The sequence below is a fragment of the Streptomyces sp. AC555_RSS877 genome, assembly GCF_019049245.1.
GTDB lineage: Bacteria > Actinomycetota > Actinomycetes > Streptomycetales > Streptomycetaceae > Streptomyces.
In genome coordinates this window covers 144,469-170,494 of sequence record NZ_JAGMUK010000040.1, presented here as the reverse complement: position 1 = coordinate 170,494, position 26,026 = coordinate 144,469, and the positions used below count along the sequence as shown (strand labels likewise).

The following is a 26,026-nucleotide window of genomic DNA, read 5'->3' as shown; positions in this document are numbered from 1 at the left end:
GCGGAAGTTCCTGCCCAGTCATGCGCCTGTACCTGCTCGCCCTCAATCCCACCGACTCCGTCACGGAGGGCTTCCTGCCCGCCGCCGCCCGGCTGGGCCTGGACGTCACCGTCCTCACCGACCAGCCCGACGCGCACCGTGCAACGTATCCGGACGTGGAGATCCTGGAGTGCGATGTCCGTGACTTCCGGGCCGTGATCACGCGAATCTCCACGCACCACCGGCCCGACGCCGTCTTCACCAACAGCGACCACCTCCAGACCCAGGCCGCCCTGGCCGCCGCCTACTTCGGCCTCCCCGGCAAGGACTGGCGGGCCACGCTGCGCACCAAGGACAAGGCCGAGATGCGCCGCCGGCTCACCGCGGCCGGCGTGGACAGCGTGTGGTCGGCCGAGCTCACCGAACCCGCCGCGCTCGACGCGCCCTACCCCTGCGTGCTCAAGCCGCGCGAGGGCGTGGCCAGCGAGGACGTCGTCCTCGTCGGGAACGCCGAGGAACTGGTGTCGTACTCCGCAAAGATCCTGGGGCGGCGCCCGGGCGCCGTACTGGTCGTCGAGGAGTACCTTCCCGGCGAGCTGTACACGCTGGAAACCCTCGGCGACGGCACCGCCCGCCATGTTCTGGGCGGCTTCCACACCGAGCTGTCGCCGCCGCCGTACTTCGTCGAGAAGAGTCTCACCTTCGTCCCGGCGCATCCCGAGCCGGTCGTCGCGCAGATCCTGGCGCAACTGGACGCCCTGGGCGTCGGGTTCGGCGCCTGCCACACCGAGTTCGTCGTGCACGCGGGACGGGCGCGGATCATCGAGGTCAACTACCGTGCCATCGGCGACCAGTGCGACCTGCTGCTGGCCCGGCTGCTGGAAATACCGCTCTTCGAGCACATCCTGCGCACCCACCTCGGCGAGCCGCTGCCGGCCGGCCTGGGCGCCCGCAGTGACGGGGCCGCACGTCTGGAGTACCCGTGCGCCGACCGCGCCGGGACCCTGGTCGGCGCCCCCGCCGCCACCGAACTCGCCGTCGACGGGGTGTATCTGACGTACCGTCCGCTGCGTACGGTGGGCGAGCGGCACGAGCTGTACCGCACCAACCGCGACTACCTCGGTGTCCTGCGGGCCGTCGGCACCGACCAGTGCGCGGTGGACCGCGTCGCGGCCGAGTTCCTGGTCGCCCGGCGCTGGGAGATCCAGCCGTGACCGCGCCGAGCATCACGGACACCTGCGAGGCGGAGCTGCTGACCCGGGTACTGAGCGCCCTGCTGCGCGAGGACGTGGTGGGACTGCGCACCCGCAGCACGCTGGTGCCCCGGCCGGACGGCGACTGGCTGCGGCTGGTGACACCGGAAGGCGACGCCCTGCTCATGCCCGTCGCCGAGGACGGCTACCAGTGCGTGTACGCCGCACGGCTGCCCCTCCTCCTGCGCGCGTCGGACGGCGCCGAGCTGACCTCGTACGACAGCGTGCTGGGCGCGCTGCGTTCGCTCGCCGAGCCGGAGGACCGGGGCGGCTTCGACGCGTTCGCCGAGGAGTGCCGTCAGACGCTGGCCACGCTGCGGCTGCACGCGGCGACCCGGTCCGAGGTGGCCGGGCAGCTGACCGACCTGTACGGCGAGGCCCCGGCACGCTGGACCGGCCCGGCCGCAGGCCTGGCGTACGACACGCTCGCCGCCCGGCTCGACCATCCCGTGTACCCCACCGCGCGCGGACGCTCGGGCCTGACCGAGGAGCAACTGCGCCGGTACGCGCCGGAGTTCCATCCGCGGTTCGCACTGCGCTGGCTCGCCGTGCCCCGGGACGCGGTCGCCCTGACCGGCACACTCCCGCGGTTCTGGCCGACGCCGAAGGTCCTCGGCCTGCCCCGGGTCGAGCACACGCATGTGGCGCTGCCGGTGCATCCGTCGACCGTCGGTGCCCCGCTGGACGCGGCGCTGCGGGAGGCCGGCCTCGCGGACAGCGCCGTGCTCGCCGAGCGGGCCCACCTCGACGTCGTACCGACGCTGTCGATGCGTACGGTGGCGACGGCCGCGGACCCGTCGGTGCACCTCAAACTTCCCCTGGTCACAGCCACGTTGGGGCTGCGCAACAAGCGGTCCATCAAGCCCGGGACGCTCGTGGACGGAGCGGTGGGGCAGCGGCTCCTGGAGGCGGTGATCGCCCGTGAACCCCGGTTTTGGGGCACGATCCTGCACGCCGACGAGACGACGTACGCGCACGCCGGGCACGAACTGCTTGCCGTCCTGTGCCGCCGCCACCCGGCCGGGCTCGACGACTCGGCGGTCGTACCGATGGCGGCGCTCCTCGCCGAGGCCCCCGACGGACGCATGGTCCTCGACCACCTCGCCGACCGCTTCCACGACGGAGACCCGCTCGCCCTCCTCGACGCGTGTCTGACGCTGCTGTTCGACTGGCAGACCACCCTGTTCGGGTACGGCATCGCCCTGGAGTCGCACCAGCAGAACATCTCGCTGGTGCTGCGCCGGGGCAGCGTGCGGCTGCTGTTCAAGGACAACGACGGTCCCCGTGTCAACACCGGGCGGCTGGCCCCTTTGCTCCCCGGGCCGTGGGCCTTCGACGACGTGCGGACCTTCGGCCGGGACGACGGGCCGATCGCCGACCTGTTCGCCACCATCACCGTCCATCTCTGTGCGGGTGCCTACGCGTTCGGGCTGGCCCGGCAAGGTCGCGCCCCGCTGCCCGTGCTGCTGGGGTTGGTACGGGACCGGCTGGCGGAGGCGGTGGACCGGCTCGGCGGGGAGGCCGGGGCCGTGCTGCGCGCCCGGGTCCTGGACGCGCCGACCCTGCCGGTGAAGGCGATGGTGACCGCCGGGACGCTGCTGACCAAGGCACGTTCGGGCGCCGCCGACATCAACAAGCACTACACCACCGGCCCCAACTACCTGCTTCTCGCCGAGGGTTCGGCATGAGTGCCGAGCCCTGCGGATGCCGCGCTCCTCGTTCGGCCGGGGGCCGGGTGCGCGCGGTGGCGGGCAGCGCCCGCTTCGGCCCGGCCGCACCCGTACCTACCGGCGGTGCCGCCGCCGTCACCGTCCTCTCTGTCACCCTCCCCCCGCTGAAGTTCCGCACCCGCTGGAGCCGTTGATGCCCTCCCTCACCCACCCGCCCGCCCGCACCGCCGCCCCCGCCGGGCTGCCCACCGCCGACGAGGTGGTGGCCCACACCCTCCTGAACTGTCTGCTGCGCGAGGTGTCCGGCCCCGAGCACCAGTCCGTCGTCACCGACGGCCGCCTGCTGCTGCGGCTGCCGCGCCGCGGGGTCCTGCTGCGCGTCGCCCTGCGCCGCAGCTCCCTGCTCGGCGCCCACCGGTTCACCGGCCCGGTGAGCGAGCAGAGCCAGGGCGGCTGGGCGGAGCTGGACTGGCGACGCCTGGCCGAGTACACGCACGACGAGCTGTGGCTGCGCACCGGCGTGCGCAACGAGGAGTTCCTGGAGCAGATCGCCTCCAGCCACCAGGCGGTCGGGGCCGCCCTGCTCACCGTACGAGCCGACCAAGCTCCGGACGACCGCCTCTCGGCGTACCTCGCCTCCGAGCAGTCGCTGCTGTTCGGGCACCGCTTCCACCCCACGCCCAAGGCCCGCACCGGTGACCCGCGCGCCTGGTCCGCGTACGCCCCGGAGGCCGGGGCCGCGTTCCCGCTGCGGCACCTCGCCGTCCGTACGCACCTGGTCGCCGAGGAGTTCGCCGACCCCCAGGCCGTCGCCCCGCTGGACCGGCAGCGCGCGGACGTCCCGGACGGGTACCGGCTGCTGCCGGCCCACCCCTGGCAGTACCAGACGCTCAGCGGGCATCCGGCCCTGCGCGCGGCCCTCGCCGACGGCGACATCCTCGACCTCGGCCCGGGCGGACAGCCCTTCGCCGCCACCGCGTCCGTGCGCACCCTGTACGACGGCCAGACGTTCCTGAAGTTCAGCCTGAACGTGCGGATCACCAACTGCCTGCGCAAGAACAGCAGTTACGAGCTGTCCGGCGCCGTCGCCCTCACCCGTGCCCTGGCCCCGGCGCTCGCCGACCTCACCCGGCGCTTCCCCGGCAGCGCGGTGCTCCGCGAGCCCGCCTACCGCACGCTCGCCCTGCCCGGCCCCGACGGCACACCGGACCGCGCACTGTTCGAAGGCTTCGGCGTCATCGTCCGCGAAGGGCTGCCGCGCCGGCTCGCCCCGGGCACCACTCCCCTGCTCGCCGGCGCCGTCGCCGACGAGTACCCGACCGGCCCCGCCCACATCTCCCGCCTCCTCGCCGGCGCGGACGAACAGCGGGCCCTCGCATGGTGGTCGGCGTACCTCGGTCTCCTCCTGCCACCCGTCCTGGCCGCCTACTTCGACCACGGCCTGGTCCTGGAACCGCACCTGCAGAACGTCCTGATCTGCGTCGACGGCGACGGCATGCCCGCCCAGGTCCTCTTCCGCGACCTGGAGGGCACCAAGCTCGTCCCCGAGTACCACGCCGAGGCCCTGGCGGCCCTGACGCCCGAGGTCGCGGGCCCGCTGACGTACGACGCACAGCGCGGCTGGGACCGGGTCGTGTACTGCCTGCTGGTCAACCACGTCGCCGAGCTGCTCGCCGCCCTCGCCGACCTGCACCCGCGAGCCGAGGCCGAGCTGTGGGGCCGAGTCCGGGACACCCTGCGGGCGTACGCCGACCGCAGCGGCTGTCCGCCGCGCCTGGCCGCCCTGCTCGCCGGGGTGCCGCTGCCCGCCAAGGCCAACCTGCTCACCCGCTGGGAGCGCAAGGCCGACCGGGAGGCCGGATACGTCCGGCTGCCGTCCCCTCTCGTCGAGGACGTCCTGCGCGACACGGCCGGGAGCACCCGATGACCGGCGCGACGCCCGCGGTCCACGACCGTGCCCGCTCCCTTCCCTCCACCGGACTCCCTTCCTACGTCTACGACTTGACGGCACTGCGCGCCCACGCCGCCGCCGTGCGGGACGCCTTGCCCGAAGGCGTCGAGGTGTACTACGCGGCCAAGGCCAACCCGGAGCCGGAGATCCTTGCCGCACTCGGTCCGTACGTCGACGGCTACGAGGTGTCATCGGGCGGCGAACTCGCCCATGTCGCCGACGCGGTCCCGGGACGCCCGCTCGCCTTCGGGGGGCCGGGCAAGACGCCGGACGAGGTGACGGCCGCGCTGGAACGGGGCGTCGAGCGCTTCCACGTGGAGAGTGCGTACGAGCTGCGCGTGCTGGCCGAGCTGGCGCGACGGTACGCGCCGGGGCGGCGGGTGGCGGTGTTGCCACGCGTCAACCTGCCCGTCCCCGACGGCTCGTTGGCGGGCAGTTCACTGACGATGGGAGGGCGGCCGACGCCCTTCGGCATGGACCCCGCGCAGGCTCGCGAAGCCGTCCGTGCGCTCGCCGACGGCACCTACCCCCACCTCGAACTGCGGGGCGTCCACGCCCACTTGGCGAGCGGCCTGGAAGCGGCCGAGCAGCTGGCAGTGGCCGAGACCGTCGTCTCGTGGGCGACGGGGCTCGGCGTGCCGCTCGCCGAGGTGAACGTCGGCGGCGGCATGACCGTCGACTACACCCGCCCGGAGCGCCTCTTCGACTGGGCCGCCTACGGCAAGGGTCTGGCCCGGCTGACCGAGGCGCACCCGGGCCTCACGCTGCGGATGGAGCCGGGGCGGGCATTGACGGCGTACTGCGGCTGGTACGTCACGGAGGTGCTGGACGTCAAGCACAGCCACGGCGAGGAGTTCGCCGTCGTGCGGGGCGGCACCCACCATCTGCGGACCCCGGCGACGAAAGGGCACGACCAGCCCTGTTCCGTACTGGCGGTGGACGCCTGGCCGCACCCGTGGCCACGCCCGGCGGCGGAGGGCGAGCGGATCACCGTGGCCGGACAACTGTGCACCCCGAAGGACGTCCTGGCCCGGAACCTGCGCGCCCCCGGGCTGAGAGCCGGGGACCGGGTGGCGTTCGCGCTGGCGGGTGCCTACGCCTGGAACATCTCGCATCACGACTTCCTGATGCACCCGCGGCCCGGCTTCCACTTCCTCGACGCGGAGGACGAGAACGTGTGACACCGGGCAACGGAAAGGGCCGCCCGGTCAGGGGCGGCCCTCGAGGGTGCGCGGGTGCCTAGCTGAGGCCGGGCAGCACGTTCGTGACCGGGGCGACCAGATCGGTGAGCTGGTGCAGCTCGTTCAGGTCGTTGAGGCGGTTGAGCTGGCCCAACTGCTGCGCGACCCGCGGCATCTCCGCCTGGTGCTCAGCGGGCAGGTCGCTCGTGGCGAGCGAGTCGAGCGTGGTGATGGGGTTCAGCTGACCGACGCTCGGAGCAGCCGCGTCGGCCGCGTTCGCGAGCGGAGCGGCGAGGCCGGTGACCCCGACGGCGAGACCCACGGCGGCGACGATACGTCGTGCTGAGATCACGCAAACAGCAACGCCGTCGGGGCCGTGTCGGACACGGGCGGCGGCTGTCGCCCACCCGTCAGGCGCAGCGCGCGGACTGCGCTTGCCGAGCGTGCCGGGGCGGAGGAGTCTCGAAGAGAGAGGCACCTCGCGGCCCGCTCCTCGCCGGGCCGCGGCCTTCGAAGGAGGTCACCATGGGCAGTGCGGCACGTTCCGGGTTCGACGCCGAAACCCTGCGCCGGGCCATCGAAGGACACACCGCGGCGGGTCTTCTGTCGCTCTACGCGGACGACGCGGAGATCCGCGTCGTGGACCGCAACACCCAGCCCAGCCACCCCAAGGTCCTGCACGGCCGGGACGAGATCAGCGAGATGCTGGAGGACGTCTACAGCCGCGACATCAAGGGTCACAAGCTGGAGCAGTGCGTCGTCCAGGACGACCGTGTCGCCTTCACGGAGAGCTGCGAGTACTCCGACGGGGTACGCGTGTTCGCAGAGTCGATGGTGTCACTGCGGGACGGGAAGATCGTCGACCAGACCATGATCCAGGCCTGGGACGAGGAGGCAGGAGGCTAGTCCCGGCGGCGGGCCGTGACCGGCGCTGAGGTTCCCTGATCACGCCGGTGCCGGGTGGCGTCGGACCGACGACTGTCGCCACGCTGCTGGAACAGTCCGTGGACGCCGCCACCCGGCGACTCCGGCGGTGATCAGCGCATCCAGACGCTGTACTCCATGACGTCGCCCGCGCTGACGCCGTACTCCGGCTCGTCGACCGTGAAGGTGGCCTCCAGCCCCAGGACGGCGCCGGTGACCGGGTCCATGATCAGCATCCGACGGGCGCCCTCATCGTCGTAGACGTACGCCTGCCCGCGCCGGCCGAGACGGTCGGTCACCTGGCCGACCGGCCGCAGCCCCTCGGTGTCGGCGAGGAGGCGGCCGACCGCCGCGTCCTCGCGGGCGCCGAGGGTCCAGTGGTCGAGCAGTACGCCCACGGCGTCGAGCAGTTCGGGCGTGGTCAGGGGGGTGTTGGTGTACTGCGCCTCCTGGAGGTAGGCGCGCAGCCGCGTCGGATCGTGCGGCGGCGGCGACTGGGGCGGCGCGTCGCTCCAGCTCGGGCCGAAGGTCCTTCTGCTGACGACGTGGCCGTCCTCGACCAGGCGGGGCTCGCCGTCCTCGTCGGACATGACCGGCCGGCCGGGATGCCGCGGGTCGGTCGCCACGACCAGTTCCGTGTGGCTGTCGTCGGCCCTCCAGCGCACGATCCGCTCTTCGGCGAGCGTGACCGGGGGCTTGTCCTGCGACATGCCCATGCTCCACGACAGGACGTGCGTGCCCTTGCGCAGCGCGGGCGAACCGTCGGCGGCGTCCTGCCCGGCACGCTCGGCCAGCACCCGAAGAGGTACGGGCGTGGAGCCGGCCTGCACGACCAGCGGGCGGGGGGCGGCGGCCGCGGGGGGCGTGTTCGGGCTGCCGAGCACGAGGGCCAGCGCGAGGGCGGCGACGACGGCGGTCGCGACGAGGCCCCAGGCCAGTCGGGCGCGGCTGCGGGAGGCCGGGGCCGGCTCGTGCAGCAGCCGGTTGAGGTGCCGCTCGGCGTGGTGGTCCAGGGGGCCCTCACCGAAGTGGGGCGCGTCGACCGGGACCGGGTTGGCGCGGCGCAGGAGTTCCAGTTCGTCAGCCATGGCCGTGTTCCTTCGACGAGTTGATCGGGTGCGACGGGGTGGGCCGGTTCGACGGGGGCGCCGCATGCGACGAGGCCGTCGCGTCTGCCGAGGCCGCCGCGTCCGACGGGATCGCCCTGCTCGACGAAGTCACCCGGCTCGGCACGTGCGGGTCCGCGGCGCTCGCGGGGGACATTCGGTCGATCTCGGCTCTCAGCCGGCGGCGGGCCCGGTGCAGCCGCATCGAGGCTGCCCGTCGGCCGCAGCCGAGGGCGACGGCGACCTCGTCGATGCCGAGTTCCTCCCAGGCCGTCAGGCGCAGTACCTCCCGGTCGGCCGGGGAGAGCCGGGCGAGGGCGTCGTGCACCCAGCCGCCCGGTGTCTCGGTGTCGGGGCCTGCCGCGATGTGCCGCCCGTGTGCGGTGTCGTCGTTGCCGAGCCGGTCGACGAGTCGGCGGCGGCGCCCGTGGCCGCGTACCGCGTTGGCCAGGCAGTTGCGTGCCACGCCGTACAGCCAGGGCAGTGGGGACACCGGCAGGTCGGCCCGGCGGCGCCAGGCGACCGTGAACACCTCCGCCACCACTTCTTCCACCTCGCTGGTCCGCCCGTCCAACCGCCGCGCGACGTAGCGGCTGACCGCCCAGTAGTGCTCGCGATAGGCAGCGGCGAAGTTTTCGTCGTTGCTCATGTTCCGTTCGTGTCCGGCACCTTCGTGATCGTCACACCTGTCTTTCGTGACCCTCGTCGCTCGCAACGACATCGAGGGGCATCGCTTCCCGGCCTGTGCGGCGCCGCCTGTCGGCGGCGCCGCGGTGGCGTTGCTGGTGTGTCCCCCTAGGCGGCTACGTCAGCGTCCACTTCTGGTTGTCGCCGCCGTTGCACGACCACAGCACGAGCAGCGAGCCGTTGGCCGTGCCGTTGTTGTTCGCGTCGAGGCAGAGCCCGGCGTTGACGTTGGTGAGGGTGCCGTCGCTGTTCACGTTCCACTGCTGGTTGCTCTGGCCGTTGCAGTCCCAGATGACGACCTTGGTGCCGTTGGTGGTGCCGCGGTCGTAGGCGTCCAGGCACTTGTTGCCGTAGACCACGAGTTCCTTGCGGGAGGTGTGGGTCCACGACTGGTTCGGGCCGCCGTTGCAGTCCCAAAGCCCCGCCTGGGTGCCGTTGGTGATGGTGTTGTCGTAGATGTCGAGGCAGCGGCCGGACTGCTTGCCGACCGCCAGGGTGCCGTTCGTGCCGGGCAGGGGCCGCACGGTGATCGAGTCGATGCCGGACGCTCCCGAGAAGGCGAGCGTGTTGGCGGAGCCCTTGGACAGGGAGGCCGCGACGGAGATGGTGCCCGGGCTCGATCCGGTCGGCGGGAAGGAGACCGTGGTGGGCGTCTGGCCGTTGACCTTCAGGGTGGCCGTGCGGGCGGTGGAGGTGTTGTTGGTGTAGGAGACGTCGACGGTCTTCAGGCCTGTGCTTCCGGCGACCACACCGGTGAAGTTCGACGTTCCGGTGTAGGTACTGCTCGCCGCCTCCGTGCCGCCGGTGACCGTGAGCATCACCGAGCCGCCCGCCGGGACGCTCGCCGTGTAACTCGTGCCGTACGAACCGATGTCGGCGCGTGCCCACAGGTCACGGACGGTGGCGCCCGCGTTGGTCAGGCCCAGGTCCGACCAGCGCACGGTGATGTTCTTGGCGGCCGAGGTGCGGTTGAGCAGGACGACCGCGCGGTTGCCGGCGCCGGACAGGACCTTGCCGTAGACCTGCGCCCCGGTGGTGTCCTCGGCGACCTCGACGCCCTGGAGGCCGCGCGAGTCCTGGTCGACCGCGATGACCTCGGGGTTCTTCAGGATCGCGGCGGTCTCCGCGGTCATGGTGGCCAGGTTGTTGCCGGCCAGGAGCGGGGCGCCGGAGATCGCCCACAGGTTCATGTGGGTGCGGTTCTGGGCGGCGGTGAAACCGTCCATGCCGACCATCAGCATGTCCGGGTCGTTGTAGTAGCCGGTGTGCTGGGCCGTGGGGTGCAGGTTGGTGTCGTAGTTGGTCAGCAGGCTCGCCATGGAGGGCTTGTTGCCGTAGTAGATGATGTCGGTGTTGGTCCGCCACATCGCGCCCTGGCCCGGGGCCCAGTTCCACGGGTTCTGGTAGCCCCAGTTGCAGAGCGAGAGGGTGAGCGGGCGGCCCGTGGTGGCCGTGGCCTTCGTGACGGCGTCGCTGATGGCCTGGTACGTGGTCTTCGCGTCGAGGCCCTCCACGTCGCCACCGCACCAGTCGACCTTCACGAAGTCGAAGCCCCACTTGGAGAACTGGAGCATGTCCTGGTCGTAGTGGCCCTCGCTGCCCGAGCCGGGCGCGGCGGGCCGGCCCGTCGGGAAGTAGTAGCCACAGCCGTCCTTGCCGGCGTCGGTGTAGATGCCCGCCTTCAGGCCCTTGCTGTGGATGTAGTCGGCGATGGCCTTCATGCCGCCCGGCCACTCGGTCTCATCGATCGTGATGTTGCCGGCGGCGTCCCGGGTGCCCTGCCACCAGCCTTCGTCGATGTTGATGTACTTGTATCCGGCCGCAGGCAGGCCCGCCGCGACGAACGCGTCGACCTGCTGCTTGATCACGTTGTAGTCGATCTTCGCGACGAAACTGTTCCAGGAGGCCCAGCCCATCGGGGCGGTGGTCACCGGTATCTGACGGGTCGTCGCCGCCTGTGCCGGGGTCGGCTGGGCGAACAGCAGTGCGGCGGTCGCGGTCAGGACGAGGACGAGGGCGCGGACGGCGGTGGCTCTGCAGCGCTGCGCGAGACCTCTGAGGGTCGCGCGGGATGATCGCGGCGGGGGATACATGCGGCTCCTTCATGGGGGAGGAACCCGAGCACGGTCGATATTTCGAACGGAGATCGGCGTTCCGAACACTGTGCGCGCCGAACGTAGAGCCACCGGGGAGTCAAGTCAACGGATGCGACAGGCGTGAACTCGTTGTCGTGATGGGGCCGTTCGCCCGGGGCGGGCGGTCCGCCGCCATACTGGCCGTCGTGCGCGTAGCCATCATGACAGCGGGATCCCGGGGTGACGTGGCCCCCTACACCGGCCTGGGGCACGGTCTGGCCCGTGCCGGACACGAGGTCACCCTGGTCACCCACGCCCGGTTCGAGCCGCTCGCGGCGCGGGCGGGGCTGCGGTTCCATCCGCTGCCGGTGGACCCGCGGGCGGAGCTGGAGTCCTCGCGCGGGCAGGGGCTGCACCGCAGCGCGTCCGGCGTCGGCAAGCTGGTGCGGGTGGCCGCGATGGCGCGGGCGCTGGCCGGTCGGATGACCGACGACCTGGTGGCCGCGGCCCGCACGAGCGACGCACTGCTCGTGGCCGCCTCCCTCGGCCCGCTGGGGCACACCATCGCCGAGGGGCTGTCCCTGCCGAGCATCGGCGTCCACCTCCAACCCCTCTCCCCCACCCGGGAGTTCGCGCCGCCGATGCTGGGCGTCGGCTCCTGGGGCTCCGTCGGCAACCGCGTCGCCGGGGTGGGCGTGAGCCTGGCCCTCGAGCACGTCTTCGCCGCGGCCGTACCACCCCTGCGGGCCCGGCTGGGGCTGCCCCGGGCCCGCACCACGGCGGGGCTGTGGTCCCGGGAGCGGCAGGGGTGGTCGGTGCTGCACGGCTTCAGCCCGCTGGTCGTCGCCCGGCCGCGCGACTGGCGGGCAGGCCTCGACGTGGCGGGCTACTGGTGGCCGTACGACGGCACGGACCGGCTCCCGGCCCAACTGGAGGACTTCGTCGACGCCGGACCGCCGCCGGTCTTCGTCGGGTTGGGCAGCGCGACCGTGCCCGATCCACGGCGGCTCGGTGCCGAGATCGTGCGCGCCCTGCGGGCGGCCGGGCTGCGCGGGGTGATCCAGCGGGGCTGGGCCGGGCTGGAGGCCTCCGGCGACGACCTGCTGACCATCGACGAGGTCCCGCACTCCCTGCTCTTCCCGCGGATGGCGGCCGTCGTCCACCACGCGGGCGCGGGCACCACCGCGGCCGGGCTGCGGGCAGGAGTACCGGCCGTTCCGGTGCCGGTCCAGTTCGACGAGGGCTTCTGGGCGGCACGACTGGTCGGCCTGGGCGTGGCCCCCCGCGCTCTGCCGCTGCGCCGCCTGACGTCCGACACGCTGGCCACTGCGCTCGTACGGGCCTCCCGTGATCCCGGATACGGGGAGCGGGCGCGGGCGCTGGGGGCACGCATCCGGAGCGAGGACGGGGTCACGCCGGTGCTGGAGGCGGTGAACCGGCTGAAGACTTAGGCAGGCTCAGACGTGCACCGGCCGAACGGGGAGACCCGCCCGGCCACAAGGATCCTGCCGGGCGGCCAGACAGGCGGCGCAGACGTGCACCGGCCGACCGGCAAGGCAGGCTCAGACATGCGCCGGTTGAACGACGAGGCACGCTCGGACAAGTATCCAGCCGGGCGTGCATCGCACCGGCGCTGAGCTGGTCCGGCTGGTCCGGCCGACCGCAGGCCGCCGGACACCGCACGGCAACCGGGTTGCGGACGCCGTCCACCCGGGTGCCCCACCCCGGCGCTCCCATGCCGGACACGCCCCGCGGCGAATGGGCGACGGCCGCCGTTCCACGACACACGCCCCCACCCCTAGCCGGCCCCCGGCACCCACCCCGGCGGCCGCAGGATTCCCAGCAACTGTCTGACCAGTTCGTCGACCACCTCGTCGAGCGTGGCCTCCACCCACCCCGCGCTCCAGTCGTGCAGCAGGCCGTTGACGCTGCCGATGAACGCGGTCGCGGCGAGCCGGTAGTCGCGGGGCGCCGCCTCTCCCCGCGCGGCGAACGCCTCCGCCTCGGCGCAGACCAGGTCGACCCAGCGGGCACGGCGCGCCAGGCGCTGTTCCTCCAGGCGCGCGCTGACGCCGATGATCTCGACGAAGGTGATACGGACGCGACGCGGGTCGGCGGTGACGTTCGCGGCGTAGGCACGGAAGAGGGCGGCGGCGCGTTCGGCGATGGGCAGGTGCTGCGCGTCGGCGACCGCCGCGACGACGGCCCCCTCGGCCCAGTCGTTGACCTGGAGGTGGAGGGCGGCGAGGACGTCCTCCAGGGTGCGGAACTCCTCGTAGAACTGGCGCGTGGACAGCCCGGCGGCCTCGCTGAGCGCGGCGACGGTCGTGGCCCGGTATCCGGGGGCGTCGCCGAAGAGTTGGAGTGCGGCGTCCAGGAAGCGACGGCGCCGCTCGGCCTGCCGTTCCTCGGCCGACTTGCCGCCGTAACGGCCGCTCGGCGCCCTGAGTCTGCCTGCCACCGTGCCTCCCCGCTGTCTCGCCCCGTCCTGGGGACACCAAGTTTGTCGTGTACGCGGTCTTGTCGAGAAGGCCACCCCTTCCTTACTTTCGAGTAAGTCAACTCTGAATGCACTCGTGTTCAGAATCGTCGCCGCGTCCCGGCACCCGCCCACCCCAGAGGAGAGAGCGCTCATGCCTGCTTTCAGATCCAGGCACCTTTGCTCCATGGCCGCCGCCCTCGTCCTGACCGTCACCGCCCCCGCGACCGTCGCCGGCGCCGCCTCGGACTCCTCGGCCGCGGCCCTGCGCGAGGTGATGTTCGTGGGCAACAACTGGGAGGGCACCGCCGACGTCATCAAGTCGACCGGGGACTTCGCGAAGGTCGGCCGGATCAACGTGATTCCCGACAAGGACCAGCGGATGGCGGAGATCAACGCCGATCCGATCCGGTGGATCGCCTTCATGACCATCCGCAACAGCGTCGGCGAGGGCCACGACCAGTTCGTCGACGACATGTACTCCACCCCGGACGGCAGGTCGGTGGTGGTCTCGCGGCCGAGCTTCGCCGACGTCGTCTCCATCGACCTGGCCACCGGGAACATCAACTGGCGTTTCCCCGTGTCGGGTTACCGTTCGGACCACATGGCCGTCTCCCCCGACGGCAAGCGGGTCGCGGTGTCCGCGTCGACCGGGAACACCGTGCACGTGCTGGACATCGTCACCGGCAAGCAGCACGGCTCCTTCGCCACGGGCGACAAGCCGCACGAGAACATCTTCAGCAACGACGGCAAGTACATCTGGAACATGGCCATCGGCGACGTGAACACGGCGACCGACGCGCCGTGGCTGGACTGGACGAAGGGCAACCGGCTCATCACCGTCGTCGACGCGACCACGTACAAGCAGGTCAAGGTCATCGACATGCGGCAGCGGCTGGACGCGATCGGCCTGAAGGACCACTCCGACGCGGTCCGGCCGGCCGTCTTCTCGCCCGACGAGTCCAAGCTGTACTTCCAGGTATCGTTCTTCAACGGCTTCTTCGAGTACGACATCGCCACCGACAAGATCACCCGGACCAAGACCCTGCCGAAGAACCCGGCGACCAGCGACGACCGCACCACGTTCGTCAACGACTCGCGCCACCACGGCATTTCGATGAAGCCGGACGGCTCCAAGCTGTGCGTGGCGGGCACGATGGACGACTACGCGACCGTCGTGGACCGCGCCACGCTCCAGGAGGGCCCGCTCGTGCCCGTCGCCAAGCCCTATTGGGCGACCGTCAGCGGTGACGGCAAGAGCTGTGTCGTCTCCGAGAGCGGCGCCGACCAGGTCACGGCGATCGACTTCGCCACCGGCAAGAAGACGGTGTCCGTCCCGGTGGGCGACCACCCGCAGCGCGTACGCCTCGGCCACGTGACCGCGGGCTGGACGGGCACGGCCTCCTGAGCCTCAACCCGTAAGCCAAGCATGGATTGTTGACCGCCCCGGCCCGTTCCGTCCTCGCTTCGTCGTGCGCTGCGCGGCGAACCGAGGCGGCACGGGCCGGGGCGGCGCGGTGCGGTGCGGTGGGCTGGAGGCAGGCGCCCAAAGGCGCGACCTGCCTCACGGAGTAGCAGCTCACGCGCCTTCCCTCGGGTCGGGGTTCAGCCTGGACCCCGACGCGAGGGAAGGGTCGAACGCGGTCAGCGCACGCGCTGTGCCGCCCATGCCGACAGCTCGGCCCGGGCCGCGGCGAGCAGGTCCGCCGGGGGCGAGGTCGTCCCGTTGGTCACCAGCGCGTAGTGCAGGACCCCGTTGTCGGGAGCGGTGAGCAGGAGGCGGCGGCTGCCCGTGGCGCCCGGTTCCGGGGCCGCCGCGACCGGGGTCGTCCGGGTGTACGCCGGCGGGGCGTAGGAGGTGCCCAGGTCGGAGACGACCGTGGTGGTGGAGGTGGGGAAGGATGCCGGGAGGTGCAGTTCGGTGGGCGCCGAGGTGCCGTCGGAGCGCCACAGCAGCAGCCCGTACTGTCCGGAGCCGACCAGCCGGGAGACGTTCGGCAGTGAGCTCGGCACCGGGTTCCAGGTCAGGGTCGTGGAGCCGTCGCGGGAGCGGTCCTCATAGGTGAAGGCGACGGTCGTCCCGGCCGTGGCGCTCGGATAGAGGCGGTCGAGGAGCCGGGCGTCCTGGCGCAGTACGGCCGTCCCCGAGTCGTTCAGGCGTACGGCCGACAGGTCCTCGTCGTTCCAGGCGTCGCCGGTGGTGAGCACCTTGTCGGGGTTGCCGTTCATCAGCTCGCGGTGACGTCCGTTGTAGATGTCCCACTGCCACTGCGAACCGGACAGGACGGGGCCGGACGCCGTCGGGTTCGACCACCAACTCGCGCTCGGCAGGCGGGAGTCGAGGGCCTGGTACATCGCCTTGAGGACGGTGGGTGCCTTGTCGGAGACGTTGCCCGCCAAGGGGTGGCCGAACTCGCTGATGATTCCGGCCGTGTCGGTGGCCGCGGCGCGGTCGCGGACCGTCCCGAAGTCGGTCGAGTACTGACCGTCCCCGGCCTTGCCCGGCATGAAGATCCCGGAGATGGCCTTCTGGTCGTAGAAGTGGGTGTTGAACACGTAGTCCGGGCCGAGGGTCCCGGCGTCGAGGAGTCCGCCCTCCTGCTTCTGGAAGCCGATGTTGGCGTTCCAGAACAGGTTCGGCTCGACGAAGGCCGGTTTGTCCTGCCAGCCGGCCGTGTCCATGCGGGCGCGGAACTTCTCGTAGAAGGGCCACAGCACGTCGCGCTCCCAGGCGCGGCTGGTCTGCCCGGAGTCGTACACGCCGGCGTGCGGCTCGTTGTAGGGGTCGAAGCCGACGACGCCGGCGAACTGGGCGGTGCTGACGTGCTGTTTGACGTACGCCATCGTCTTCTGGGCGGTGGTGAGGAACGCGTCCTGGAGGCCGTACGCGTTGTGCCAGAAGTCGTACGACGCCTGCTTCACGGCCTCGTTCTGGGTGATGTTCTGGCCCCAGAACAGGCAGATCCCGCAGTTCTCGTCCGGGTAGTTCCCGGCGTCCACGGCCCACTTGGGGGCGCCGTCGCCCGTGTACCAGCTGTCGGGGTCGAAGAGGTGGCGGGAGTAGAGGTCCTGGTGGAAGTCGGGGTAGACGCGGATCCCGGCGTCCAGGAACGCGCGCATCTGGTCGGTGGCGGCGGCCAGGTAGGCCGCACTGACCTGGCCGCGCACGGGCTCGGCGTAGGCCCAGGAGAGCAGGAAGCGGACCGTGTTGCCGCCGCCGAGGGCGCGCAGCGCGGTCGCGGACTTCTTCGCGTCGGCGACGGAGGCGAAGGGCAGGCCGTTGTTCTCGGCCAGCTTGGTCTCGCCGGAGACGTTGTAGCCGCGCAGGACGACCTCGCGGCCGAGGCCGTCGGTGAAGCGGCCGTCCTGCACGGTGACGGGGGTGTCGTCGAACCAGAGGGAGTCGGGGAGGGCTTCGGCGGTGGCGGGTCTCACGCCCGTCGCCGTCAGGAATCCGGAGAGGACAACCAGAACAACGAGCAGACGCGCGCGCATATTCGGCATGTCCATTACAGTCCGGTGATTTCCTGACAGCGTCAACACATCTGACTGATGAGTAAGGTTCTACTTCGGCGACCGCGCCGGCGACCGGGTCCTCACCCGCCCACCCGACGTGTCACGTTCAGCAGGTACTCCTTGCGGTGCAGCGGGTTGTTGTCCGTGCGCGGCCTGCGCGGCACCGTGCCGTGCGTGACGGGCGCGTAGTGGTCGAAGGCGCTCTCCAGTTCCCCCTCACCCCGGGTGAGCCCCGGAAGCCGCTGCTCCAGTGCGTGTACCCGGTCCGCCGGAACGACACCCTCCAGAACGCAGGTCTCGTCCCGCGTCTCGGTGGTCTGCGGGACGGCCCGCAGGGCGGTCAGCACCGGAAGCAGCGCGCCCAGGGTGTCCGCCGGGGCCTCGGCACGGAAGCGGTGCATCGGCTCGTACACCTGGCTGCCCGCCCGCCTGAGCGCCTCCACGAGGACCAGCGGGGTCAGCCCGCGGAAGTCGGCCCCGGTGCTGGACATGCTCTTGTCGAAGCCCTGGTGGGAGTGGCTCTGCCGGGGCCAGTAGCCGCAGTGGGTCAACGTGACCGTGCAGTCGGTGACCTGCCAGCCGTGCAGACCCTGTCCGAGGGTGCCGCGCACGGTGTCCTCGACGGCCTTGAAGAAGGCGTACGGCATGGAGCCGAGCTCCACCTCCAGCCGGAAGCCGACTCCCGTCCCGGGCGGCGCCGGGTCGACGCGCAGGCCGACGGTGGCGAGGAAGGGGTTGGCGTCCTTCTTGATGAACTCGGCCGCCGCCCCGGTGCCGGCCGGCCGCTCGATGCACAGGGGCGTGGTCTCGCGGAAGGTGACGTCGAGTCCGAACTCGTCGGCGAGGGTGGCCTGGATGACCTCCTTCTGCACCTCGCCGTACAGGGACACGGAGGTCTCCCGCCGTACCTCGTCGTGCCGCAGGCCGATCAGCGGGTCCTGTTCGGCCAGTTGAACGAGCGCGAGGTGAAGGGCTCTGCCGTCCGTGCCCGGGCCGGGGACGACGACGGTCTCCAGGGTCGGCGGGGCGAAGAAGTGGCCGTACGCCTTGCGTGGTTCGCCGAGGGCGTCGCCGATCCTGACGTCGGCGAGGCCCCGGAGCTTGGCGATGCGGCCCGCGCAGACCGTGTCCCGGCGGACGTCGGTGCCGTGGTCGAAGACGCTGATCGCGGTGATCCTGCCGTCCTCACGGGCGTCGCCGAAGGTGATCCGGTCACGGGTGCGCAGGCTTCCGGAGAAGATCCGCGCGTACGCCACCTTCTCCCCCGCCGGGCCCCGTTCGACCTTGAAGACGGTGCCGGACAGCGGGCTGTCGGGGTCGCCGCCCGCGGCGGGCAGCAACTCCTTGATCCCCTCGATCAGTTCGCCGACGCCCGCGCCCGTGACGGCGGAGCCGAAGTACACCGGGTGGACCAGGGCCTGCCGGGTCCCGTCGGCGAGCGCGGCACGCAGCCGGGCTTCGGAGACGGTGCCCTCGACATAGGCGGACAGCAGGTCGTCGTCGTGGTCGGCCAGGACGTCGAGCGCGGCTGGGCCGAGGCCGGGGGTGAAACGGGCGCCCCGCGTGCCGAGCCCGGCGGCGGTGCCCATCGGTACGGCGGAGGGCGTGAGCCGTTCGGAGACCGCCCGCAGCAGGCCCTCGTACCCGGCGCCCTGTCGGTCGATCTTGTTGACGAAGACGAGTGTGGGGATGCGCAGGCGCTGCAGGGTCCGCATCAGGACGCGGGTCTGGGCCTGGACGCCCTCGACCGCCGAGACGACGAGCACGGCGCCGTCGAGGACGCCGAGGACCCGCTCCACCTCGGCGATGAAGTCGGGATGGCCGGGGGTGTCGATGAGGTTGACGGTCACGTCGTCGACCTCGAAGGAGACGACGGCGGACTTGATGGTGATGCCGCGCCGGCGCTCCAGCGCGAGCGTGTCGGTCTGCGTGTTCCCGTCGTCGACGCGGCCGATCTCGTCGATCACACCGACCGAGTGCAGCAGCCGCTCGGTCAGGCTGGTCTTACCTGCGTCGACGTGCGCGAGGATGCCGAGGTTGAGCAAGTGCACGGAGCGTCATGTCCTTTGAAGAGAGGGTGATTCCTTCCGGGGCGGACATGAGCGGTGCGCGCATTGCTTCTCCTGGATCGTGCGGTGAGGCGAGGACGAGGTTCACTTGAAGTGCAGCAGGTCCAGGGCCACCGGGGCAACGGATTAACGCTCGACCAGTGGCCACGCGACGCGGGTGAGAGGAGCCCACGTGGCTTGCGTGGAAGGAGCGGAACCGTGCGTGACATTCTCCCGGTGGTGAGCGGCTGGTACGCGGCCCGTGCACCGTTCGGCCTGGCCACGGTGGTGGCGGTCAGCCGCAGCGCGCCGCGCGATCCCGGTGCGGCCATGGCCGTGGGTCCGGCCGACGAGGTCGTGGGCAGCGTGTCCGGCGGCTGCGTCGAGGGGGCGGTCTTCGAGCTCGCCCAGGAGGTGGTGGCGAGCGGGGAGGCCCGCCTGGAGACCTTCGGGTACAGCGACGCGGACGCCTTCGCGGTCGGGCTCACCTGCGGCGGCGAGATCACCCTGCTGGTCCGGCCCGTCACCCCGCAGTCGGATCCGTCCTTCGGCGCGGTCGCCGAGTCGGTCGCCGACGGCCGCCCGGTCACCGTGGCCACGGTCACCGACGGGCCGGCGCCGCGCGGAGCCACCCTCGCGGTGTGGCCGCACGGGGTGGCCGGCACGCTCGGCACACCGGGCCTGGACGCGGCGGTCACGGCCGACGCGCGCGGGGAACTCGCCCTCGGCGCCACGGGCCTGCGGCACTACGGCCCCCATGGCGAACGCCGCGAGGACGCGGTCACCGTCTTCCTGCACTCCTTCACACCTCCGCCGCGCATGCTGGTCTTCGGCGCGATCGACTACGCGGCCGCCGTCGCCCGCATCGGCGACTTCCTCGGCTACCGGGTCACGGTGTGCGACGCCCGCCCGGTCTTCGCCACCCCCAAGCGCTTCCCGGAGGGCGTCGAGGTGGTCGTGGACTGGCCGCACCGCTACCTGAGGGGCACCGGCACCGACGACCGCACGGTGATCTGCGTCCTCACCCACGACCCGAAGTTCGACGTGCCGCTGCTGGAGGAGGCGCTGCGCCGGCCTGCCGCGTACATCGGGGCGATGGGCAGCCGCCGCACCCACGACGACCGGCTGCGGCGGCTGACGGAGGCCGGCCTCACGGCGGGCGAGCTGTCCCGGCTGCGCTCCCCCGTGGGCCTCGACCTCGGGGCCCGTACCCCCGAGGAGGTCGCCGTGTCCGTCGCCGCGGAGATCGTCGCGCTGCGCTGGGGCGGCAGCGGCGCCCCACTGACGGCGACGGCGGGAGCGATCCATCCGGCCGGGTCCTAGACCCGGTCCCGCGTCGGCGACTCCTGGCGGGCGCTCCGGTCGTCAGGAACCGTGGCGGCGGTGGTCCTCGACGACCGCGTCGAGGTGACGCAGCGCCGCCGTCACCCGTGCGGGGTCCGCCTGGAAGAACGGGTCGTCCGGCACCGGCAGCGACCCGGCCACCGCCCAGCCCCGCCCGCGCGCCCAGGTCGCGTCGTCGAGGTCGACCGCCTCCCGGAAGGCGTCCCGTGCCCGGGCGGGCAGGAACTTCCAGGCGGGCTGCAGATCCACCGCCGGGTCGGCCACGGCCAGCGTCCCGAAGTCGATGACGGCGCTGAGCCTGCCGTCCACGGTCAGCAGGTTCCCCGCGTCGAGGTCGCCGTGGATCCACACCGGCGGCCGGTCCCACGCGGGGGCGGCGAGGGCCGCCTCCCACACCTCCGTCACCGCGTCCGTGTCGACCAGGCGTGCCTTCTTCAGGGCTTCGATCTTGACTCGTACGAGTGAATCCTCGGCCACCGAATCCCGTGGGTCGCCCATCGACACCCCACGGAACGCGTTGCTCTGCTCGGGACCCGGCCCGCCCGTGGCGTCGATCGACCGGAGGGCCCTGAGGAACCCGGCGAGGTCACGAGCCGTCCGGACGGGGTCGGCCAGTCCCTCCGTCGTCGCCGTGTCCCCCTCCAGCCAGCGGTACACCGACCAGGGATACGGGTAGCCCTCGCCGGGTTCGCCCTTGGCGACCGGCTCGGAGACGGGCAGCGGCAGCCGCGGTGCGAGGTGCGGCAGCCAACGGTGTTCGCGCTCCACCTGGCCCACCCAGTGGGCGTAGCGCGGCAGCCGCACCGACAGGCCGGTGCCGAGCCGGAAGGTGGCGTTGTCCATGCCGGACCGCTCCACGGGGGCGACGGGCAGGTGCGCCCACTGCGGGAACTGGGCGGCGAGCAGACGGCGTACAAGGGCGGTGTCGATCAGCACGCCGTCCAGTTGACCGGGGTCAGGGCCCGGACGTCCAACGAATATGCGGTGCGGGCCACTTCGGGAAGTGGGCGCGTTCGGCGCCCCCTTCCTACCGCGGGGGCAGGCGGTGCAGTCGTACGTCCGTGAGGCGGCCGTCGGCCGCCGTCGCGGTCATGTAGGTGCAGTGGGGCTGTCGGCGGCGGTCGGTCGGCGAGCCGGGGTTGAGCAGGCGCAGGCCGGTGGGCGCGGTGGTGTCCCAGGGAATGTGGCTGTGCCCGAAGACCAGGACGTCGGTGTCGGGGAAGCGGCCGGCACAGCGGGTCTCACGGCCCTGGGCGGCGCCCGTCTCGTGGACGACGGCGAAACGCAGGCCGTCGAGTTCGGCGTACGCCACCTCCGGGAGCCGGGCGCGCAGATCCGGCCCGTCGTTGTTGCCGTACACGGCGACGAGCCTGGCGCTGCGGGCCTCCAGCAGGTCGAGGGTGGCGGTGTCCACCCAGTCCCCGGCGTGGAACACGACGTCCGCGCGCGGGAGTTCGGCCAGCAGCGGCGCGGGGAGCTCCTTGGCGCGTCGCGGCAGGTGGGTGTCGGACATCAACAGCAGGCGCACCGCGCCAGATTACCGGCGCGGGGGTGCCGGCATCCGCAGGCCCGCCGGGCCCCCGCCGACGGGGACACGCCACGTGTCCCGCCGGTGGGCCGACGATGGACAAAGGGCTCGGTGGCGTTAGCATCTGCCAACGCGTACCAGCGACATCACCCACGGCAAGCGAACTGAGGGGGCCCGGAGCCCGATGCCGGTGAAGGTCAGCGTCATCGTTCCCGTCTACAACCCGGGGACCTACATCGAGGACTGCATCACTTCGTTGCTGAGGCAGTCACTGCCTCCCGACGAATACGAAGTGATCTTCGTCGACGACGGTTCCACCGACGGCACGCCCGCCCGGCTCGACGAGGTCGCCGCGGCGAACCCCCGGGTCGCGGTCGTCCACCAGGAGAACTCAGGTTGGTCGGGCAAGCCTCGCAACGTGGGGATCGCCGCAGCCCAGGGCGAGTACGTCATGTTCGTCGACAACGACGACTACCTCGGCGACGAGGCCCTCGAGCGGATGTACCACTACGGGGTGGCCAACGGCGCCGACGTCGTCGTCGGCAAGATGGCGGGCAAGGGCCGGCCGGTGCCGGTGGAGCTGTTCCGCCGCAACCACCCGCGCGCGAGCGTGGCGAACGCCCCGCTGATCGACAGCCTCACCCCGCACAAGATGTTCCGCCGGAAGTTCCTCGACGACATCGGGCTGCGCTTCCCGGAGGGCAGGCGGCGGCTCGAGGACCACGTCTTCGTCACCGAGGCGTATCTGCGCGCGGACAACGTCTCCGTGCTCAGCGACTACGTCTGCTACTACCACGTCAGGCGGGACGACGCGTCCAACGCCGGCTTCCAGCGCTTCGATCCGGGCGGGTACTTCAAGAACCTCCGCGAGGCTCTCGACGTCGTCGAGCAGTACACCGAGCCGGGACCGGTGCGTGACCGGCTGCTGCGGCGCTGGCTGCGCAACGAGATGGTCGAGCGGATGCGCGGCCGACGGCTGCTCAAGCTGCCCGCGGACTACCGCAGGGAGCTGTTCGACGAGATCCACGGGGTCGTCGTCGAGCGCTTCGGGCCGGGTGTCGCGGCGGGGCTCCAGACGACGCAGCAGATCGTCGCCGCGCTGATCGCCGCCGACCGCTACGACGACGTGGTGGCGTTCGCCGAGTGGGAGGCCTCCGTCGCCCTCAAGGCGGAGCCCGCGGGCGTGCGCTGGGAGGACGGGACACTGCGCGTCGACTTCGCCGTCGAGTACACGGTCGGCGGTGAACCGATGACGTTCCCGGCCGACCCGGCCGGCGCCCCGCCCTCCGGTCCGCCGCGGGACGTCGCCGAGGCGGTCGCCCGGGTGGCCGCCGACAGCGTCACCCGGTTCGGGACGGCCACGGCGGACCTGCTGCTGCGCGAACGCGCCACCTCCGCCCAGTACTTCCAGCCGGGCGAGGTCACCCGGGAGATCATCCCGGTGAAGGAGGGCGACCTGGTCCGGCTGGTGCTACGCGTCACGGCCGTCGTCGACCCCACCGTCGCGGCCGACGGCGCTCCCATGAATGCCGGGCTGTGGGACTTCCACGTCCGGGTCAAACTGGGCGGCTGGACCAAGGACTGCCGCCTGGGGCCGGTCCGTCCGGCCCCCCGCAGGCACCGGACGGCCGCGTTCGGCGGGGTGGTGGCCGGGCGGGTCGTGCTGCCGTACTGGACCGACCCGCACGCCGGTCTCGCCCTGGCCGTCGACAGCGCGGACAAGCGGCTGGGCCTCGCCGGCGTGCCCGCCAAGGACGTCACCGTCACCGACGGCCGGCTGCACGCGCCCCTGCCGCTGTACGTCCCCGGCGACACCGATGTGCTGCTGCGGCTCACCGGCTCGGCCTCCCGCGACGTCCCCGGCACGCTGTCGCCGTCCCCGGACGGCTCCGGCGCACTGCTGGAGGCCGCTCTGCCGGTCGGCGACCTCAAGGGCAGGACCTGGCAGGTCGCCCTGTGCCCGGCCCCGGCTGCCGGCGTGCCCCGATTCCTCTCCCTGTCACCGGCCCTGCGGGTCGGGGCGGGCGGAGTACAGGTGGTGCACCCGCCCGGGCCCGGTGTCGTGGAGCGGCTGGCGCGCAGGGCGCGGCCGCTGCTCGGACGGATCCGGAGGAAGGCCGCGGCCAAGGTCAGAGCCTGGCGCGCGTGAGACATGCGTGCGCCGGCACCGTGCGCGGCGCCGGCGCTCGCCAAGGCGGAGCGGGTCCGGGACCACTGTGGTGGTCCCGGACCCGCTCCGTGTTCTGTGAGGGCCTGCTAGGCCCCGGGGGGTCAGCGAGTGCCGGTGGCCTTCTCCAGGGCCGTGCGCAGCGGCTCCCAGCCGCGGGAGCGGCTGACACCGAGGTTGCGGGCCTTGGCCAGCGGGCCCCAGAAGGGGGCTTCCACCAGAGCCTTCGGCGGCACCGCCTGGACCCGTTCCAGGATCGCCTCGGGCACCTTCTGCGGGTCCGGCACGTCGAACTCGGCCATGATCTCGTCGTACTTGTCGTCCAGGACCCTGTTGTCCGGGTCGGCGCCGAACACGACGAGCTGACCGGTGGGCTGGGTGTCGACGAAGACGGTGACCAGGTCGGGGCGGTAGCGGCCGAGGATCTCGGCGACCTTGTAGACGTCCCCGGTCCAGGCACCGGTGTGCCGGTCGCGGGCGGCCTCGTCGATGTTGCGGGGCAGCATGTCGTCGAGGACGATCACGCTCGACCAGTCGGAGTGCTTCTCCACGTTCATGAAGTCGCGCAGCGCGTACTCGAACAGGTGCATGCCGTCGATGAACGACAGGTCGAGGGTGGTGCGCCGCCAGTAGCCGATCGGGCTGCGGCCCCGGCGCAGGTTGCGCATCGGGTGACGGCCGCCCTTGAGGTGGCCGATCGGGTTGGGCCGGGCGAAGAAGTCGTCGCTGGTGGCCTTCACCAGGTGGACGTCGCACCGGATCTCGGTGACCACCTTGAACGCGGGGTCGATCGCGATGCTGGGGACGCGGGAGAGGGCAAGACTGCGTCCGTCGTTGACCCCGATCTCGAGGTAGTTGCGGTTGGCGCTGACCTTGTGCAGCTCCCGCAGGAACTCATGGCGTTTCACGCAGGGGACTCCTTGCGGATCCGTGGAGGGGCTTCATTCGGGGTGGGGCGGGGGGCGGGCCGGGGAAGGGCCTCGCCACCGACGGGGCGCACCCGGTCGGGGCCGGCGCCGAGGAGGCGGAACACCTCACGGGCCGGGTCGTACCAGGTGGCCTCGCCGGAGCTGGGGGCGGGCGGGGAACCGCCCGCGTCGCGGCGGGATGCGCACGGGGTCGTCGTACGGACGGAGTTGGGTCCGGGGGCGTCGCCCGCTTCGGTGATCGGCCGCCTCATGACAGGCCCTGTGCGTGTCGCTTCAGGGGCTGCCACCCGCGGTGGCCGGGTGCGGTGCGGACCTTGGACCGGTCGACGCGGTCCCGGTAGGCGCCGCGGGTATCCCACCGGAGGACGAAATCGTTCGCACTTGCGATCGAGTGATCGGTGTGCGACTGGGTGGCGGAGGGCACGACCGGGTCGACGTCGGCCGTCGGTTCGTCGAAGGGCCCGGCCTCGTGGATGTCGCCCCGCACGAACTCCGGCCGGGGAAGGCCGAGTTCGGGAGGACCGAGGGCGCCGGCGCGGGCGAGCCTGTCGAGCGCTGTGGTCCGGGGCGCGTCGGACGCTTCGTCTGCGCGCGGCATGCGGACGTGGGCCGGCTCGATGAACCCGGCGGCGCCGGTGACGAGGAGGTTCATGCGTGGATCTGCACCTCGCCGCGGTCTCCGACGCGGGAGTCGCCGACCAGGGTTCCGGCGGGGCCGGCCGCTGGTGGGGGCGCGAGGCGGATCCTGGCCTGCGGGCCTTGGAACAGCACAGCTTTGTTGGCAACGGGCACCAGCTGTTTGGCCGACGTGTGCGTGATCGGCCTCAACCGTGTACCGGCGCCGCCGGACGACACGAGAGCCTTCATCTGCGTCACCATAGCCCGGCAGAACGGACCGTGGCGAGCACATGGCCCTGGCGTCACGGCCTGTGTCTGACGGTCAGTCCTCGCCCCTGAAGATGTTCCCCTCGCCGTCCGGCCGCGCGGTGCGCTGGGTGCTCTCGTCCGCCACGGCGGGCAGGCAGGTCCTCAGGGCACGTCCGTCGCGCAGGCGGCGGGCCCTCGACCAGCCCGTCTCGGGCCTGCGGGCGACGGGTTTCTCACTGGTCTGCGCGGTCACGGCACTTCATCTTCCTTCTGCGTCCGGTCCTGCCCTCGGCCCGCTCCGGGGCCGGGCGCTCCGTCCTTC

21 protein-coding genes and 4 pseudogenes are annotated in these 26,026 nt (G+C 72.1%); 11 read left to right on the top strand and 14 right to left on the bottom strand.

Annotation, left to right across the window (positions count from 1 at the left end; all coding sequences use genetic code 11):
* Positions 1-20: 20 nt before the first annotated feature.
* From KUM49_RS18090 to KUM49_RS18070, 5 genes are read left to right on the top strand one after another with little or no spacing between them, the layout of a single operon-like run.
* Positions 21-1,193, top strand: a complete 1,173-nt coding sequence (locus tag KUM49_RS18090; protein ID WP_217237879.1) for an acetyl-CoA carboxylase biotin carboxylase subunit family protein — start codon at positions 21-23, stop codon at positions 1,191-1,193.
* Positions 1,190-2,920, top strand: a complete 1,731-nt coding sequence (locus KUM49_RS18085) for an IucA/IucC family protein (protein ID WP_217237878.1) — start codon at positions 1,190-1,192, stop codon at positions 2,918-2,920. The genes KUM49_RS18090 and KUM49_RS18085 overlap by 4 nt, the downstream gene beginning before the upstream one ends.
* Positions 2,917-3,096, top strand: a complete 180-nt coding sequence (locus tag KUM49_RS18080) for a hypothetical protein (protein WP_217238282.1) — start codon at positions 2,917-2,919, stop codon at positions 3,094-3,096. Before KUM49_RS18085 ends, KUM49_RS18080 begins: the two co-directional genes overlap by 4 nt.
* Entirely contained in the window at positions 3,096-4,829 is a 1,734-nt protein-coding gene (locus tag KUM49_RS18075) for an IucA/IucC family siderophore biosynthesis protein (RefSeq protein WP_217237877.1), read from the top strand. Before KUM49_RS18080 ends, KUM49_RS18075 begins: the two co-directional genes overlap by 1 nt.
* Positions 4,826-6,034, top strand: a complete 1,209-nt coding sequence (locus KUM49_RS18070) for a type III PLP-dependent enzyme (protein ID WP_217237876.1) — start codon at positions 4,826-4,828, stop codon at positions 6,032-6,034. The genes KUM49_RS18075 and KUM49_RS18070 overlap by 4 nt, the downstream gene beginning before the upstream one ends.
* A gap of 58 nt (positions 6,035-6,092) precedes the next feature.
* On the opposite strand, the gene KUM49_RS18065 is transcribed toward KUM49_RS18070, so the two are convergent.
* Complete coding sequence (locus KUM49_RS18065) at positions 6,093-6,386, bottom strand: hypothetical protein (protein WP_217237875.1); 294 nt, start codon at positions 6,384-6,386, stop codon at positions 6,093-6,095.
* Positions 6,387-6,559: 173 nt separating this feature from the next.
* Between KUM49_RS18065 and KUM49_RS18060 the strand changes: the two genes are divergently transcribed.
* Together KUM49_RS18060 and KUM49_RS18055 are read left to right on the top strand one after the other, a co-directional pair.
* Complete coding sequence (locus KUM49_RS18060; RefSeq protein WP_217237874.1) at positions 6,560-6,940, top strand: nuclear transport factor 2 family protein; 381 nt, start codon at positions 6,560-6,562, stop codon at positions 6,938-6,940.
* A gap of 32 nt (positions 6,941-6,972) precedes the next feature.
* Positions 6,973-7,071 (top strand): annotated as a pseudogene (locus tag KUM49_RS18055) (bifunctional 5,10-methylene-tetrahydrofolate dehydrogenase/5,10-methylene-tetrahydrofolate cyclohydrolase); the annotation flags it as partial.
* Here KUM49_RS18055 and KUM49_RS18050 read toward each other — a convergent pair.
* From KUM49_RS18050 to KUM49_RS18040, 3 genes and pseudogenes are all read right to left on the bottom strand, one after another.
* The gene (locus KUM49_RS18050) at positions 7,072-8,046 is read right to left on the bottom strand and encodes a CU044_5270 family protein (RefSeq protein ID WP_217237873.1); all 975 of its coding nucleotides are present in this window, start codon (positions 8,044-8,046) and stop codon (positions 7,072-7,074) included.
* A gap of 154 nt (positions 8,047-8,200) precedes the next feature.
* Positions 8,201-8,713, bottom strand: a pseudogene (locus tag KUM49_RS18045) (RNA polymerase sigma factor); the annotation flags it as partial.
* Between the two features lie 154 nt (positions 8,714-8,867).
* Entirely contained in the window at positions 8,868-10,844 is a 1,977-nt protein-coding gene (locus KUM49_RS18040; protein ID WP_217237872.1) for a ricin-type beta-trefoil lectin domain protein, read from the bottom strand.
* 203 nt (positions 10,845-11,047) lie between these two features.
* Here KUM49_RS18040 and KUM49_RS18035 point away from each other — a divergent pair, with 203 nt between their 5' ends.
* Positions 11,048-12,277 carry a glycosyltransferase gene (locus KUM49_RS18035; RefSeq protein ID WP_217238239.1) on the top strand — a complete coding sequence of 410 codons (1,230 nt, stop codon included), beginning with the start codon at positions 11,048-11,050 and terminating at the stop codon, positions 12,275-12,277.
* Between the two features lie 347 nt (positions 12,278-12,624).
* Here KUM49_RS18035 and KUM49_RS18030 read toward each other — a convergent pair whose 3' ends face one another.
* Positions 12,625-13,287, bottom strand: a complete 663-nt coding sequence (locus KUM49_RS18030) for a TetR/AcrR family transcriptional regulator (protein ID WP_217237871.1) — start codon at positions 13,285-13,287, stop codon at positions 12,625-12,627.
* Between the two features lie 172 nt (positions 13,288-13,459).
* On the opposite strand from KUM49_RS18030, the gene KUM49_RS18025 reads away from it, so the two are divergent.
* On the top strand, positions 13,460-14,713 hold the full coding sequence (locus KUM49_RS18025) for a YncE family protein (RefSeq protein ID WP_217237870.1): 1,254 nt from the start codon (positions 13,460-13,462) through the stop codon (positions 14,711-14,713).
* Positions 14,714-14,949: 236 nt separating this feature from the next.
* On the opposite strand, the gene KUM49_RS18020 is transcribed toward KUM49_RS18025, so the two are convergent.
* Together KUM49_RS18020 and KUM49_RS18015 are read right to left on the bottom strand one after the other, a co-directional pair.
* Entirely contained in the window at positions 14,950-16,815 is a 1,866-nt protein-coding gene (locus KUM49_RS18020) for a cellulase family glycosylhydrolase (RefSeq protein ID WP_217237869.1), read from the bottom strand.
* 86 nt (positions 16,816-16,901) lie between these two features.
* Positions 16,902-18,872 carry a translation factor GTPase family protein gene (locus KUM49_RS18015; RefSeq protein ID WP_217237868.1) on the bottom strand — a complete coding sequence of 657 codons (1,971 nt, stop codon included), beginning with the start codon at positions 18,870-18,872 and terminating at the stop codon, positions 16,902-16,904.
* A gap of 216 nt (positions 18,873-19,088) precedes the next feature.
* On the opposite strand from KUM49_RS18015, the gene KUM49_RS18010 reads away from it, so the two are divergent.
* Entirely contained in the window at positions 19,089-20,192 is a 1,104-nt protein-coding gene (locus KUM49_RS18010; protein ID WP_217237867.1) for an XdhC/CoxI family protein, read from the top strand.
* A gap of 42 nt (positions 20,193-20,234) precedes the next feature.
* On the opposite strand, the gene KUM49_RS18005 is transcribed toward KUM49_RS18010, so the two are convergent.
* Both KUM49_RS18005 and KUM49_RS18000 read right to left on the bottom strand, forming a co-directional pair.
* Complete coding sequence (locus KUM49_RS18005) at positions 20,235-21,149, bottom strand: aminoglycoside phosphotransferase family protein (protein ID WP_217237866.1); 915 nt, start codon at positions 21,147-21,149, stop codon at positions 20,235-20,237.
* 91 nt (positions 21,150-21,240) lie between these two features.
* On the bottom strand, positions 21,241-21,741 hold the full coding sequence (locus KUM49_RS18000) for a metallophosphoesterase (RefSeq protein ID WP_217237865.1): 501 nt from the start codon (positions 21,739-21,741) through the stop codon (positions 21,241-21,243).
* Between the two features lie 184 nt (positions 21,742-21,925).
* Here KUM49_RS18000 and KUM49_RS17995 point away from each other — a divergent pair, with 184 nt between their 5' ends.
* Complete coding sequence (locus KUM49_RS17995) at positions 21,926-23,890, top strand: glycosyltransferase family 2 protein (protein ID WP_217237864.1); 1,965 nt, start codon at positions 21,926-21,928, stop codon at positions 23,888-23,890.
* A gap of 122 nt (positions 23,891-24,012) precedes the next feature.
* Here KUM49_RS17995 and KUM49_RS17990 read toward each other — a convergent pair whose 3' ends face one another.
* The 5 genes and pseudogenes from KUM49_RS17990 to KUM49_RS17970 all read right to left on the bottom strand — a co-directional run bounded on the left by KUM49_RS17990 (position 24,013) and on the right by KUM49_RS17970 (position 25,957).
* Positions 24,013-24,816, bottom strand: a complete 804-nt coding sequence (locus KUM49_RS17990) for a class I SAM-dependent methyltransferase (RefSeq protein ID WP_217237863.1) — start codon at positions 24,814-24,816, stop codon at positions 24,013-24,015.
* A pseudogene (locus tag KUM49_RS17985) lies at positions 24,813-24,983 on the bottom strand (dTDP-4-dehydrorhamnose reductase); the annotation flags it as partial. The gene KUM49_RS17990 and the pseudogene KUM49_RS17985, both read right to left, overlap by 4 nt.
* Positions 24,984-25,084: 101 nt before the next feature.
* Complete coding sequence (locus KUM49_RS17980) at positions 25,085-25,489, bottom strand: NAD-dependent epimerase/dehydratase family protein (RefSeq protein ID WP_217237862.1); 405 nt, start codon at positions 25,487-25,489, stop codon at positions 25,085-25,087.
* A gap of 100 nt (positions 25,490-25,589) precedes the next feature.
* A pseudogene (locus KUM49_RS17975) lies at positions 25,590-25,704 on the bottom strand (sugar phosphate nucleotidyltransferase); the annotation flags it as partial.
* Between the two features lie 73 nt (positions 25,705-25,777).
* The gene (locus tag KUM49_RS17970) at positions 25,778-25,957 is read right to left on the bottom strand and encodes a hypothetical protein (protein WP_217237861.1); all 180 of its coding nucleotides are present in this window, start codon (positions 25,955-25,957) and stop codon (positions 25,778-25,780) included.
* Positions 25,958-26,026 lie beyond the last annotated feature (69 nt).